Here is a 14,607-nt window from a genome sequence, read left to right as displayed (position 1 = left end):
TGGAAAACCAGAAGGTTCTGAAGAGGGGAAGAATGCCCGGCAACCGAATGGCACCGGGCATTTTGTCTTACTTGTTAATCTGCGCGTGCATTTCCTGCACTGAAATCACCTTCTCGGTGGCATCCGCATTCAGCGCCATAGCTGTTGCGAAACCGCCGTTCAGGGTAGTGTCATAGTGCACTTTGTACTGCAGCGCGCTGCGGCGAATCAGCTTGGAGTCTTCAATCGCCTGACGACCTGCGGTGGTGTTGATGATGTAGGTGTATTCGCCATTCTTGATACGGTCCTGAATGTGCGGACGACCTTCATGCACCTTGTTCACCAGGCGCGGGTTGATACCGGCTTCACCCAGCACAATCGCCGTACCGTGAGTTGCATCCAGCTCGAAGCCCTGTTTCAGCAGCTTGGCCGCCAGGTCAACCACACGCTCTTTATCGCCTTCGCGAACGGAGAGCAGCGCACGACCTGATTTTCTCATGGTGGAGCTACTGCCGAGCTGCGCTTTCGCGAACGCTTCAGCGAAGGTGCGGCCCACGCCCATCACTTCCCCGGTAGAGCGCATTTCTGGCCCTAACAGTGGGTCAACGCCCGGGAATTTGTTGAACGGCAGCACCACTTCTTTCACCGAGTAGTACGGCGGAATGATCTCTTTGGTCACGCCCTGCTGCGCCAGCGTCTGGCCCGCCATCACGCGCGCCGCCACTTTCGCCAGCGGAATACCGGTGGCTTTGGAGACGAACGGGACGGTACGTGCCGCACGCGGGTTCACTTCAATCAGGTAGACTTCGTTGTCTTTCACCGCGAACTGGACGTTCATCAGGCCGCGAACCTGCAGCTCGAAGGCCAGCTTCTGCACCTGCTGACGCATCACATCCTGAATTTCCTGGCTCAGGGTGTAGGCTGGCAGAGAACAGGCTGAGTCACCTGAGTGCACGCCCGCCTGCTCGATATGCTCCATGATGCCGCCAATCAACACCATTTCGCCGTCGCAGATGGCGTCAACGTCCACCTCTACCGCGTCGTCGAGGAAGCGGTCGAGCAGCACTGGCGCATCGTTAGAAACGCTCACCGCCGTCTGGAAGTAGCGACGCAGGTCAGCTTCGTCATACACGATTTCCATCGCGCGACCGCCCAGGACGTAAGAAGGACGCACCACCAGCGGATAGCCAATCTCTTTCGCCTTCTCAACGGCCATCTCAATGGCGGTGACGGTGGCGTTGGCTGGCTGTTTCAGCTTCAGACGGTCAACCGCCTGCTGGAAACGCTCGCGGTCTTCCGCACGGTCAATCGCATCCGGGCTGGTACCGATAACCGGTACGCCTGCGGCTTCCAGCGCACGGGCCAGCTTCAGCGGAGTCTGGCCACCGTACTGCACGATAACGCCTTTTGGCTTCTCAATGCGCACGATTTCCAGCACGTCTTCCAGAGTAACCGGCTCGAAGTAGAGGCGGTCGGAGGTGTCGTAGTCGGTTGAGACCGTTTCCGGGTTACAGTTGACCATGATGGTCTCGTAACCGTCTTCGCGCAGCGCCAGCGAGGCGTGTACGCAGCAGTAGTCAAACTCAATGCCCTGGCCGATACGGTTTGGACCGCCGCCCAGCACCATAATCTTGTCGCGGTCGACGGACGGGTTCGCTTCACACTCGTCTTCATAGGTGGAGTACATGTACGCGGTGTCGGTGGAGAACTCCGCCGCACAGGTGTCCACGCGCTTGTAAACCGGGTGCAGGTCATACTGGTCACGCAGCTTGCGGATTTCCGCTTCACGTACGCCCGCCAGCTTGGCCAGACGCGCATCGGCGAAACCTTTACGCTTCAGCATACGCAGGAAGTCTGCGTCCAGGCCGTTGATGCCCAGCTCTGCCACTTTCTCTTCCAGACGCACCAGCTCTTCAATCTGCACCAGGAACCAGCGGTCAATGTTGGTCAGGTTGAATACGCCGTCTACTGACAGGCCAGCACGGAAGGCATCGGCGATGTACCAGATACGCTCTGCACCCGCATCTTTCAGTTCGCGGCGAATTTTGGTCAGTGCTTCCGGGTCTTCCAGGCTAACTTTCGGGTCAAAGCCGGTTGCACCCACTTCCAGGCCGCGCAGCGCTTTCTGCAGGGATTCCTGCTGCGTGCGGCCAATCGCCATCACTTCACCGACAGATTTCATCTGGGTGGTCAGGCGGTCGTTCGCACCGGCGAATTTCTCGAAGTTGAAGCGTGGAATTTTGGTCACAACGTAGTCGATGGACGGTTCGAAGGAGGCTGGCGTGCGGCCACCGGTGATATCGTTCATCAGCTCATCGAGGGTGTAACCCACCGCCAGTTTCGCCGCCACTTTCGCAATCGGGAAGCCGGTCGCTTTGGAGGCCAGCGCGGAGGAACGGGACACGCGCGGGTTCATTTCGATAACAATCAGACGCCCCGTTTTCGGGTTCACCGAGAACTGCACGTTTGAGCCGCCGGTTTCCACACCGATTTCACGCAGCACCGCCATCGAGGCGTTACGCATGATTTGGTACTCTTTGTCGGTCAGCGTCTGGGCTGGCGCAACAGTGATGGAGTCGCCGGTGTGGATACCCATCGCATCGAAGTTTTCGATGGAGCAGACGATGATGCAGTTGTCGTTTTTATCACGCACCACTTCCATCTCGTACTCTTTCCAGCCAATCAGCGATTCATCAATCAGCAGCTCTTTGGTTGGCGAGAGATCCAGACCGCGTTCGCAAATCTCTTCGAACTCTTCGCGGTTGTAGGCGATACCGCCGCCGGTCCCCCCCATGGTGAAGGATGGACGGATGATGCACGGATAGCCCACTTCAGCCGCAACGGCCAGCGCCTCTTCCATATTGTGCGCAATACCGGAACGCGCGGTGTCGAGGCCGATTTTCTTCATCGCCACGTCGAAGCGACGACGGTCTTCTGCTTTATCAATCGCATCGGCGGTCGCGCCAATCATGGTCACGCCGAACTCGGCCAGCACGCCCTGACGCTCCAGCTCGAGCGCACAGTTTAGCGCCGTCTGGCCACCCATGGTTGGCAGCACAGCATCCGGACGCTCTTTCTCAATGATTTTGCGTACCACTTCCCAGTGAATCGGCTCGATGTAGGTTGCATCCGCCATTTCCGGGTCGGTCATGATGGTCGCCGGGTTGGAGTTGACCAGGATAACGCGGTAACCCTCTTCACGCAGGGCTTTACATGCCTGCGCACCGGAGTAGTCAAATTCACAGGCCTGGCCGATAACAATCGGGCCAGCGCCAAGGATCAGGATGCTTTTTATGTCTGTACGTTTTGGCATGGTCTTCTCGGCTCCTGATTATTTAGCGGTCTTACGGTATTGCTCGATAAGTTCGATGAAGTGATCGAACAGCGGCGCGGCGTCGTGCGGGCCCGGGCTGGCTTCCGGGTGGCCCTGGAAGCTGAACGCTGGCTTATCGGTACGATGAATCCCCTGCAGGGTGCCATCGAACAGTGATTTATGCGTCACGCGCAGGTTAGCCGGCATTGACGCTTCATCGACGGCAAAACCGTGGTTCTGCGCGGTGATCATCACCGTGTTGTTATCAATATCTTTCACCGGGTGGTTACCACCGTGGTGGCCGAACTTCATCTTGATGGTGTTCGCACCGCTCGCCAGCGCCAGCAGCTGATGGCCGAGGCAGATGCCGAATACCGGGATGTCGGTTTCCAGGAAGGACTTGATGGCGTCGATAGCGTAGTCGCACGGTGCCGGGTCGCCAGGACCGTTAGAAAGGAAGATGCCATCCGGGTTCATCTTCAGTACGTCTTCGGCAGAGGTTTTCGCCGGAACCACCGTCAGACGGCAGCCGCGGTCAACCAGCATGCGAAGGATGTTGCGCTTGGCGCCGAAATCATAGGCCACCACGTGGAACGGCAGCTCGCTCTCTTTTTTCGCTTCCGGCAGGTCGCCTTCCAGCGTCCAGCTACCCTGCGTCCAGCTATAGGCTTCAGCGGTAGTCACTTCTTTCGCCAGGTCCATGCCGTTCAGACCCGGGAAGGCTTTCGCTTTTTCCAGCGCCAGCGTGGCATCGAGGTTATCACCCGCGATGATGCAGCCGTTCTGTGCACCCTTCTCGCGCAGCAGACGCGTTAACTTACGGGTATCGATATCAGCAATCGCCACGATGTTATGGCGCTTCAGGTAAGACGAGAGATCTTCAGTGCTGCGGAAGTTGCTGGCAATCAGCGGCAGGTCGCGGATGACCAGGCCTTGCGCATGTACCTGAGAAGATTCTTCGTCAGCCGCATTGGTGCCGACATTGCCGATATGAGGATAAGTAAGAGTAACGATTTGGCGAGAATAGGAAGGATCAGTGAGGATTTCTTGATAACCGGTCATTGAAGTATTGAAAACGACTTCCCCAACCGCCGAACCCGTTGCCCCTATGGCCCGACCGATAAACTGGGTTCCGTCTTCCAGAACCAATAGCGCTGACTTAATCAAAACACCCTCCAGAGAATATTCACTCACTTTATTTGCATATTAATTCATAACCATGTCATGAATCAATGCAAATGTGTTGCCAGCGGATTTTTGGCAAACGGCGGCATTCTGGAGACTGGGAGGCTAAAAGTCAACTTAAAACGGATATTTTGTTTATCCTTTTGCAAGCCTGGCGAGAGTAAAGCCACTTAAGCGACAAAAAGATCAGGTAAATCACTGTAGAAAACGCTTGCGTGCAAGGTTTAATGAAAAATTATTCGGCGAGGCAGTAAAAAGTGGACCAAATGGTCAAAATTTACATTTCAGTAACGAAAACAAGAGATAAAAACGCTTGTTTTTAAGCTTTAGAGCAAAAATTAAAGAAAATGAGGCAAAATAAAAGGGCAATAAAATATTGCCCTATGCAATCAATATATTACGACTGCAATAACCACATCACGATGGGTAATAATGCTTACAGATTGTTGAGATCAAGCACATCTCGCATATCAAAAAGGCCGCTCTTCTTGCCTTTCAGCCACAAAGCGGAACGCACTGCACCATTGGCAAACGTCATTCGGCTGGAAGCTTTATGCGTAATTTCGACGCGTTCGCCAATATCGGCGAACATCGCCGTATGTTCGCCGACTATGTCACCCGCACGGACGGTAGCAAAACCAATCGTGCCCGGTACGCGTTCGCCGGTATGACCTTCGCGGGTATAGACCGCGCAGTCTTTTAAATCTTTATCAAGTGCATGAGCAATCGCTTCGCCCATCGCCAGCGCCGTGCCTGACGGCGCATCAACTTTGTAGCGGTGGTGCGCTTCAACAATCTCAATGTCGGTGTAGTTGCCCATCACCTTCGCCGCCTTCTCCAGTAGCTTCAGCATGACGTTAACGCCCACGCTAAAGTTTGCCGCGAAGACAATCGCAATTTCTTTCGATGCATCCTGGATGGCCTGCTTACCTGCGTCGTCAAAACCGGTGGTGCCGATCACCATCCCCTTACCGTGCTGCCGGCAAAACGCCAGATGCGTCAGCGTCCCTTCCGGGCGGGTAAAATCGATAAATACATCGAAGTCATCCTTAACCGCTTCCAGGCTGCTATGTACGGTGACGCCGGTCTTTCCTGCGCCCGCCAGTTCACCTGCATCGGCTCCCAACAGTGATGACCCTTCACGCTCCAGCGCCGCGCCCAGTGCCACGCCATCCATCTGAATTGCCGCCTGAATCAGCTGACGGCCCATACGTCCACCCGCGCCCGCAATGGCGACACGGATCTGTGCATCATGCATAGTTATTCTCTTACGTAAAAATGATGTAAATCGTTTTCAGATTAACCAGCCTTCGCAAAGGCTGCCAACTGAAAACACCGATAATTAGAATTTAACGTGAAACAGACTTAAATATCAGTAAAAGACATGATTTTGTCGTCACGATAAAGTACGGGGCAAAAAAAAGGCCAGCACATGAGATGCTGGCCTTTCATCAGATAAGGGGTTATTCCACTTCGCGCGCATCGATACGCAGTTCTTTCGGGACCTCGAAAACAATGTTCTCTTCGCGTCCTTCGAGCGGAACCGCTTCGCCGCCGCCGAGTTCCTGCAGGCGGACAATGACGTTCTGCACCAGAATATCCGGCGCGGAAGCGCCTGCGGTCACGCCGACGCAGGCCGCATTTTTCACCCACGCTTCCTGAATATCCGTCGCGTCGTCGATCAGAAATGCCGCTTTACCCATACGCTGTGCCAGTTCGGCCAGACGGTTAGAGTTAGAGGAGTTTTTCGAGCCGACCACCAGCACCACATCCGCCTGTTCAGCCAGCGCGCGCACCGCTTCCTGACGGTTGGTGGTGGCGTAGCAGATATCGTCTTTACGCGGCCCGACGATCTTCGGGAAGCGCTGGCGCAGTGCGTCAATCACATCAGAGGTATCGTCAACGGAGAGCGTCGTCTGGGTCATAAACGACAGACGGGCTTCGTTTTTGACGTTCAGCGTCAGGACATCTTCAGGCGACTCCACCAGATACATGCCCCCTTCCGGGTTACTGTACTGGCCCATCGTGCCTTCGACTTCCGGATGACCCGCGTGGCCAATCAGAATCGACTCTTCACCACGACGGCTGGCGCGCGCCACTTCCATATGCACTTTCGTCACCAGCGGACAGGTGGCATCAAAGACCGTCAGATCGCGGCTTTTCGCTTCGTTACGGACGGCCTGAGAGACACCGTGCGCGGAGAAGATCAGGATCGCGCCGTCCGGCACTTCGCTAATCTGCTCGATGAAAATAGCACCACGCTCGCGCAGGCTGTCGACCACGTAGCGGTTGTGCACCACTTCGTGACGCACATAAATCGGCGCGCCGTAAATTTCCAGCGCGTTTTCAACAATGCTGATAGCGCGGTCTACACCGGCGCAGAAGCCGCGCGGGTTAGCCAACAGGATCTGCATTTTAGGCCTCCAGTGCTGGGTCAATCTCCAGCACTTCAACATCAAAATGAACGGTACGCCCGGCAAGCGGATGGTTGAAATCAACGGTAATGGAGTCACCGTTGATTTCGCGGATCACACCAGGCATTTCGCTGCCGTCCATAGCGGTAAAGAGCATAATCGCCCCGATTTCCGGCTCACCAGCGTCCATAAATTCGCGACGCGAGAAATACTGGATCAGATCCGGGCTTGGCACACCAAACGCAGCATCTGGCTCCAGCGAAAAGGCTTTTTTCTCGCCCTCTTTCAGGCCAAGAAGCTGCTGCTCAAGACCTTCAGACAGGGAGGTATCGCCAAGACGGAACAGGGCCGGTTTGCCGTTATTGCGGGTGGATTCAGCCGTGGAGCCATCATCCAGCTTCAGCGTGAAGTGGACGAGAACCGCGCTGTTGCTCTGTACGGATTTAGACATGCAAATTGCTCGCTTGTTTTGGGTCACCTGTTGCCCGGTGGCGCTACGCTTACCGGGCCTACGGGAGGCCACAAATTCTGTAGGCCGGGTAAGCGTAGCGCCACCCGGCATTGATGCTTACGCCTGCTCTTTCGCGGCCGGTTTCGGCAAGAAACCTTCCAGCACGATTAACGCCGCACCGATGCAAATTGCGCTATCGGCGAGGTTAAAGGTCGCGAAGTGCCAGTCGCCGACATAGAAGTCGATCATATCGACCACAAAGCCGTGCCACAGGCGATCGAACAGATTGCCCAGCGCGCCGCCAATGATCAGCGCGTAGGCGATGTTATTCAGCTTTTGCGTTGCCTTCGAACGGTACATCAGCACTGCCAGTATGACGCAAATACCTAAAGCGATACCCGCGAAGAACCAGCGCTGCCAGCCACCGCTGTCAGCAAGGAAGCTAAACGCCGCACCGTAGTTACGTGCGTAGTGCAGGTTAAGCGACGGGAACAGCGGGACCGTCTCCCCCAGAGCAAAGTTCTGGAGGATCAGGAACTTGCTGCCCAGATCGATAATCAGCACTACCACAACCAGCCACAGCCAGCGCAGTCCTGTTGAACAGAGAGTTTTACTCATCAGGCAAACTTACGTTTTTCGCCGTCACCGGCGACGTTGCTTACACAGCGTCCGCAGATGTCTGCGTGTTCCGCCACCTGGCCGACATCCGTGGTATAATGCCAGCAACGCGGGCATTTCTCACCGTCGGCTTTGCTCAGCGCGACTTTCAGTCCTTTGAGCAGCTCGCTCTGCTGAGCATCAGCAGAGGCCTCGGCATAATCCGCAACTTTCGCACCGGAGGTCAACAGGACAAATCGTAATTCATCACCCAGCGCGGTCAGTTTTGCCGCCAGCTCAGGTTCGGCGTACAGGGTTACTGCCGCTTCCAGAGAGCCGCCGACTTTCTTGTCCGCACGCGCCTGCTCGATAACCTTGTTCACTTCACCACGCACTTTCAGCAGCTCGTCCCAGAAGGCATCGTTCATCGCTTCGGTGCTGGAGAGATCGAACAGACCTTCGTACCACTCGCCCGTGAAGACATATTTCTCACGGTCGCCTGGCAGGTAGCCCCAGATTTCATCTGCGGTGAAGGACATGATCGGCGCCATCCACCGCACCAGCGCTTCAGCGATGTGGAACAGGGCGGTCTGGCAGCTACGACGCGCCACGCTGTCCGCTTTCGCGGTGTACTGGCGGTCTTTGATGATGTCGAGATAGAACGAGCCCATTTCGATGGAGCAGAAGCGCATCAGGCGCTGCACCACTTCGTGGAAATCATAAGACTCATAGGCTTTCAGGATATCGTCCTGCGCCGCTTTTGCACAGCCTACCGCCCAGCGGTCCAGCACGACCATCTCTTCCGGTTTCACCATGTCCTTCACTGGATCAAAACCGTTCAGGTTCGCCAGCAGGAAGCGCGCGGTGTTACGGATACGACGATAGCTGTCGGCAGCACGCTTCAGGATCTCGTCAGACACTGCCATTTCGCCGGTGTAGTCGGTAGAAGCCACCCACAGACGCAGGATATCTGCGCCCAGCTTGTTCATCACATCCTGCGGAGAAACGGTGTTACCGATGGATTTAGACATCTTACGACCCTGACCATCCACGGTGAAGCCGTGAGTCAGTACCTGGCGATAAGGTGCTTTACCTTTCATGGCGGTGGAGATCATCAGGGATGACATGAACCAGCCGCGGTGTTGGTCAGACCCTTCCAGATACATGTCGGCAGCGTGACCGGCAAACTCTGGACGCACGTCAACCACCGAGGCGTGGGTCGAACCAGAGTCGAACCACACGTCCAGGGTATCTGGCACTTTCTCGTAGTTGTCCGCGTCCGCGCCCAGGATGTCGCGGGCATCGAGATCCCACCACGCCTGAATGCCGTCAACTTCGACGCGCTTCGCCACTTCTTCCATCAGTTCCAGGGTATTCGGGTGCAGTTCCTGCGTCTCTTTATGTACGAACAGAGACATCGGCACGCCCCAGGTACGCTGACGAGAGATACACCAGTCAGGACGGTTAGCGACCATGGATTCGATACGCGCCTGGCCCCAGTCCGGGATCCACTGCACGCCTTTGATCTCTTTCAGAGACTGCTCACGCAGGCCTTTCTGATCCATGCTGACGAACCACTGCGGGGTTGCACGGAAGATGATCGGCGTCTTGTGACGCCAGCAGCATGGATAGCTGTGCTGCATTTTCTCAACGTGCAGCAGTGCGCCGCTGGTGCGCAGCATATCCACGATGATGTCGTTGGCTTTAAAGACGTTGATACCGTCCAGAGCCGGATAAGTACCAGGCAGGTACGAGCCGTCCGGCCCCACCGGGTTAGCGATTTCCAGACCGTACTTCAGGCTGATGTTGTAGTCGTCAGGGCCGTGACCACCGGCGGTGTGTACCGCACCGGTACCAGCTTCCAGCGTAACGTGGTCGCCCAGGATGGCCGGAACGTCGAAGCCCAGGAACGGGTGTTTGAAGCGCATCAGTTCCAGCGCGTCGCCTTTCACGGTACCCAGCACTGTGTAGTCGGTGATGTTCGCGCGTTTCAGCACGCTCTCCACCAGATCTTTCGCCAGGATAACCGCGCGACCCTCAATTTGCACCAGCGCGTAGTCAAACTCACCGGACAGAGAGATTGCACGGTTGGCTGGCAGCGTCCACGGCGTGGTGGTCCAGATCACCAGCGAGACCGGGCCGTTAACGGAGGAGACGCCAAATTTGGCTTTCACCGCATCCTGATCGACAGCGTCGAACGCCACGTCGATAGAAGGCGAGGTTTTGTCGTAATACTCTACTTCGGCTTCTGCCAGCGCAGAACGGCAGTCCACGCACCAGTGCACCGGCTTCGCGCCTTTGTGCAGATGGCCGTTACCGATGATTTTGCCCAGCGCACGGATGATGTTGGCTTCAGTTTTGAAGTCCATAGTCAGGTACGGGTGCGACCAATCGCCCAATACACCCAGACGGATAAAGTCCGCACGCTGGCCGTCAACCTGCGTGGCAGCGTATTCGCGGCATTTTGCACGGAACTCAGCGGCGGTGAACTTCTCACCTGGCTTGCCAAACTCTTGCTCTACTTTCAGCTCGATTGGCAGACCGTGGCAGTCCCAGCCCGGAACGTAAGGCGAGTCATATCCCGTGAGGCCTTTGGACTTCACGATAATGTCTTTCAGAATCTTGTTTACAGAGTGACCAATATGAATGCTGCCATTCGCATAGGGAGGGCCATCATGCAGAATGAAGGTTTTTTTGCCTTTTTTGGCTGCACGAATGATGCCGTACAGGTCATCATCGGTCCAACGCGCCAGCATTCCCGGTTCGCGCTTGGCGAGATCGCCGCGCATCGGGAACCCTGTTTCCGGCAAATTCAGGGTTGATTTATAGTCACTCATCAGATTCTCGGTTCCGTATTTATCACGTAGGCATTTAAGCCGGGTTCATAGCCCAAAAAACTCGCGGGCCGTCAATTCATCACGCGCAATCTGCGCTTTTAGTTCATCCAGTGAAGCAAATCGCTGCTCATTGCGTATTTTTTTACGCAGTATTACATCTATATGGCGACCATAAAGGTCCATTACAACGTCCAGCAGGTGCACTTCTAACTGTTGACGTACACCGGCGACAGTGGGACGCGTGCCAATGTTGGCAACGCCGTAAAACGGCTTATCGCCCAGTCCTGCCACTTCCACCGCATAGACCCCTTTAACCGGGGAAACCTGACGACGCAGCGGGATATTCGCCGTCGGGAAACCTATCGTGCGCCCCAGGGCGTCGCCATGCACGACGCGGCCTGAGATGGTAAACGGATGCCCCAGCAGCGTTTCTGCCGTATCCAGTTCATCATTCGCCAGCGCCTGACGCACCGCCGTGCTGCTGACGCGCACGCCGCCTTCACAGAAGGTCATCGCGCTGGTCACGTCAAAACCGTACTCCAGGCCCGCCTTCTGTAATAGCAAGAAATCGCCCTGCCGACCAGCGCCAAAGCGGAAATCATCCCCCACGGCGAGAAACTGTACGCCAAGACGCTTAACCAGCAGGTCGCTGACGAAATTTTGTGCTGTCAGTGCGGCAAAGCGACGATCGAAACGCACGCACAGCACGTAGTCCACGCCGGACTCTGCCAGGTAGCGCAGCTTCTCACGCAGGCGAGTGAGACGGGCGGGCGATTTATCCCCCGCAAACAGCTCCAGCGGTTGCGGTTCGAAAATCATCACCACCACGGGCAGGCCACGGGCCTCCCCCTCTTTACGCAATCCCTGCAACAGCGCCTGATGACCACGATGCACGCCGTCGAAATTACCAATAGTCAGCACGCACCCGTGTGGTGCGCTGCTGAGATTATGTATGCCGCGTATCAGCTTCATGTCTGGCTCAAAACAGTGAAAATCGCCAAAGTATACCTTGTACCGCGGTTAAGGTTAACCGGCGATTGTTCGCGCAAAACAGAAAGCCGTAATGATTTCATCAGGCTGACCTTTCACAGCGAAAAAATCTGCGCGTGAACTGCGATTTTTATGCCGAAAGGCTGTATTCACGCAAGACAAGCTGGTAGAATCCTGCGCCATCACTACGTAACGTAGCGTCGCTTTTTAACGGCGCTTATTTGCACAAATCCATTGACAAAAGAAGGCAAAGAGGGCATATTCCTCGGCCTTTGAATTGTCCACATAGATCATATTTGGGAGTTGGACTTGGCTAATATCAAATCAGCTAAGAAACGTGCCGTTCAGTCTGAAAAGGCTCGTAAGCACAACGCAAGCCGTCGCTCTATGATGCGTACTTTCATCAAGAAAGTATACGCAGCAATCGAAGCTGGCGACAAAGCTGCAGCGCAGAACGCATTTAACGAAATGCAACCAATCGTGGATCGTCAGGCTGCTAAAGGTCTGATCCATAAAAACAAAGCAGCGCGTCATAAAGCAAACCTGACCGCGCAGATCAACAAACTGGCTTAATCGCTACTTGTTGTTGCTTGTTTAAAGAACCCGCTTAACGCGGGTTTTTTTATGTCTTCAGATTGCCGGTGGCGTAAACAGCGCCGAGTAGTCACGGTTGCAGATTCGCTGCACCGCCGGGTGCTGAATCATTCTTTCGGCAAATATGGCGTGATACTCCTCCATCACGTTATCCACTCTGCCAATCTCCGTAATCTTGTTGTCTGAATAGAGATCGAGCACGTACAGCGTTGGCGCAACGAAGATGGCATTGTGCGCTTCGCCAAAGGCTTTCATCAGTGCCGCATCGTCGAATTCACCGAGGATCTCCACCTTCAGCCCCTGCGAGTTAAACCAGTTCAACAGCTTACGCCCGAGCATTGACCGCCTTCCCGGCACCAATAAGCGACGCTCTTCCAGACAGGCCGGGAAGGGTTTTTCCGGCGGCGGATTAATGCACCAGAAGCTGACACCGCATTCGCCAATCTTCACTGAGAACAGCCCTTCCTGCTGCGTGGAGTCGATGGGGCAGTCCGAGATAATCATATCCAGCTTATGCTGGCTCAGCTGTTCCAGCAGCATCTCGTGGGTAGATTCAAAGCAGCGCAGGTGGATTTGTTCATCTTCCACCACCGCGGCATCCAGCACGCCGCTCACCAGCCGTTTGGACAGCGCATCCGCCACGCCGACGTCAAAGAGCAGGTTAGACTCTTTGCGATAGTTGACGATATCCAGCATCTCCTGGCTCAGGGTGAACATCTTGTCCGCATAGCGAAAGACCAGTTCCCCAAGTTCGCTTGGCTCAATCCCGCGGCCTTTACGCTTGAACAGCTTGCCCTGCAGGCGCTCTTCCAGCGCCTTGATTTGGCCGGTAATGGTCTGCGGCGTGAGATAGAGCGCCTCAGCCGCCCCCACCACCGAGCCCTGCTTGTAGACGTGCCAGAAGTAGTAAAGATGGTTGTAATTCAAATGAGACATAGCGTCTTCACTCCCTGAGTATGTAACGGGAGAAGGCTCATCTTCTCCCGGTTTCCGTTATGCCTGGACAGCCTGTCCGGGCAATTTCACCTTCAACAAGGTATAACCGATTACCGCGGCCAGTAATGACCCGATAAGAATGCCGAGCTTCGCCCAGACGATGAGTTCAGGGGCATTTGCGCCAAACGCCAGCGTCGAGATAAAGATCGACATGGTAAATCCAATACCACACAGCACGCCGACAGCCATAATCTGACCAAAGGTGGTGCCGTTCGGCAGCGATGCCAGCTTCATCTTCAGCGCCAGCCAGCAGAACAGGCTGATCCCCAGCGGTTTACCAATAAACAGCCCGGCAATAATGCCCAGCGGAAGGACAGACGTCAGCCCATCCAGCGTCACGCCCTGCAGGGAAACACCGGCGTTAGCAAAGGCAAACAGTGGCAGGATCATAAAGGCGACCCACGGGTGCAGGACGTGCTCAAGCTGTTTAGCAGGGGATTTACCCTCCTGCGGTTTTAGCGGCACAAAGAAGCCAACAATCACCCCGGCCAGCGTGGCATGCACGCCGGATTTCAATACCGCTGTCCAGAGTACCATCCCCACGAGGATGTAAATGCCGATGCGGCGGACATTGAAAATGTTCAGCAGCGCCAGGACCGCAATTGCACCTGCTGCCACGCTCAGCGACAGAATCGACAGATCGCTGGTATAAAACAGCGCGATAATCACGATCGCGCCCAGATCATCAATGATCGCCAGCGCCATCAGGAAGATTTTCAACGCCATCGGCACGCGGCTGCCGAGCAAGGCTAAGACACCGAGCGCAAACGCGATATCCGTTGCCGCCGGGATAGCCCACCCGTCACGCGCAACAGGATCCTGCCAGGTAAACGCAAGGAACAGCAGTGCCGGAACGACCATCCCGCCGATAGCGGCGATCACCGGAAAGGCGGCGCGCTGACGGCTGGCGAGGGAGCCCAACACCAGCTCCCGTTTGACCTCAAGTCCCACCAGCAGGAAGAACACCGCCATTAGCGCATCGTTGATCCACAGCAGCATGTTCTTGTTAATTTCCAGCGCCCCGACCTTCAGCTCAACGGGTGTTTCCAAAAATGCGTGATAGAGATCGCGCGTCATGCCCAGGTTCGCCAGCACCATTGCGGCTGCCGCGGCAATAATCAGGATCACACCACCGGACGCCTCACTGCTAAAGAAACGGTGTAGTAATTTCATTTAAGTTCTCTCTTTTACAACAATACCTCGATAAAACCATAATACCAAGCCAAATAGCTCGGCAAAAACAGATTAATA

11 protein-coding genes and 1 pseudogene are annotated in these 14,607 nt (G+C 55.5%); 1 reads left to right on the top strand and 11 read right to left on the bottom strand.

Annotated features, from left to right (window positions below; all coding sequences use genetic code 11):
• Positions 1-67: 67 nt before the first annotated feature.
• From carB to BFV64_RS25820, 9 genes and pseudogenes are all read right to left on the bottom strand, one after another.
• Positions 68-3,292 (bottom strand): carbamoyl-phosphate synthase large subunit, encoded by a 3,225-nt coding sequence (gene carB, locus BFV64_RS03150; protein WP_045282302.1) that lies wholly within the window; start codon positions 3,290-3,292, stop codon positions 68-70.
• 18 nt (positions 3,293-3,310) lie between these two features.
• Positions 3,311-4,459, bottom strand: a complete 1,149-nt coding sequence (gene carA / locus BFV64_RS03145) for a glutamine-hydrolyzing carbamoyl-phosphate synthase small subunit (protein ID WP_014882498.1) — start codon at positions 4,457-4,459, stop codon at positions 3,311-3,313.
• A gap of 454 nt (positions 4,460-4,913) precedes the next feature.
• Entirely contained in the window at positions 4,914-5,735 is an 822-nt protein-coding gene (gene dapB / locus BFV64_RS03140) for a 4-hydroxy-tetrahydrodipicolinate reductase (protein WP_045282301.1), read from the bottom strand.
• Positions 5,736-5,940: 205 nt separating this feature from the next.
• Positions 5,941-6,891, bottom strand: a complete 951-nt coding sequence (gene ispH / locus BFV64_RS03135) for a 4-hydroxy-3-methylbut-2-enyl diphosphate reductase (protein WP_014882496.1) — start codon at positions 6,889-6,891, stop codon at positions 5,941-5,943.
• A gap of 1 nt (position 6,892) precedes the next feature.
• Positions 6,893-7,342: an FKBP-type peptidyl-prolyl cis-trans isomerase gene (gene fkpB / locus BFV64_RS03130; RefSeq protein WP_003856450.1), complete on the bottom strand. Its 450-nt coding sequence runs from the start codon at positions 7,340-7,342 to the stop codon at positions 6,893-6,895.
• 117 nt (positions 7,343-7,459) lie between these two features.
• The gene (gene lspA, locus BFV64_RS03125) at positions 7,460-7,960 is read right to left on the bottom strand and encodes a signal peptidase II (protein WP_008502034.1); all 501 of its coding nucleotides are present in this window, start codon (positions 7,958-7,960) and stop codon (positions 7,460-7,462) included.
• Positions 7,960-10,776 (bottom strand): isoleucine--tRNA ligase, encoded by a 2,817-nt coding sequence (gene ileS, locus BFV64_RS03120; protein WP_045135532.1) that lies wholly within the window; start codon positions 10,774-10,776, stop codon positions 7,960-7,962. Before ileS ends, lspA begins: the two co-directional genes overlap by 1 nt.
• A 45-nt stretch (positions 10,777-10,821) precedes the next feature.
• Complete coding sequence (ribF, locus tag BFV64_RS03115) at positions 10,822-11,748, bottom strand: bifunctional riboflavin kinase/FAD synthetase (protein WP_014882494.1); 927 nt, start codon at positions 11,746-11,748, stop codon at positions 10,822-10,824.
• A gap of 7 nt (positions 11,749-11,755) precedes the next feature.
• Positions 11,756-11,923: pseudogene (locus BFV64_RS25820) on the bottom strand (DUF2575 domain-containing protein).
• 152 nt (positions 11,924-12,075) lie between these two features.
• Here BFV64_RS25820 and rpsT point away from each other — a divergent pair.
• A complete protein-coding gene (gene rpsT, locus BFV64_RS03110; protein WP_003856458.1) occupies positions 12,076-12,339 on the top strand; it encodes a 30S ribosomal protein S20 in 264 nt (87 codons plus the stop codon).
• A gap of 57 nt (positions 12,340-12,396) precedes the next feature.
• Here rpsT and nhaR read toward each other — a convergent pair whose 3' ends face one another.
• Positions 12,397-13,296, bottom strand: coding sequence for a transcriptional activator NhaR (gene nhaR / locus BFV64_RS03105; RefSeq protein WP_014882493.1), 900 nt, complete (start codon positions 13,294-13,296; stop codon positions 12,397-12,399).
• Positions 13,297-13,353: 57 nt separating this feature from the next.
• A complete protein-coding gene (nhaA, locus tag BFV64_RS03100) occupies positions 13,354-14,529 on the bottom strand; it encodes a Na+/H+ antiporter NhaA (protein ID WP_023332057.1) in 1,176 nt (391 codons plus the stop codon).
• Between the last annotated feature and the right edge of the window lie 78 nt (positions 14,530-14,607).

Source organism: Enterobacter kobei (assembly GCF_001729765.1).
GTDB lineage: Bacteria > Pseudomonadota > Gammaproteobacteria > Enterobacterales > Enterobacteriaceae > Enterobacter > Enterobacter kobei.
Note: the sequence above shows the minus strand (reverse complement) of the source record. Positions and strands in the feature narration are given on the sequence as shown.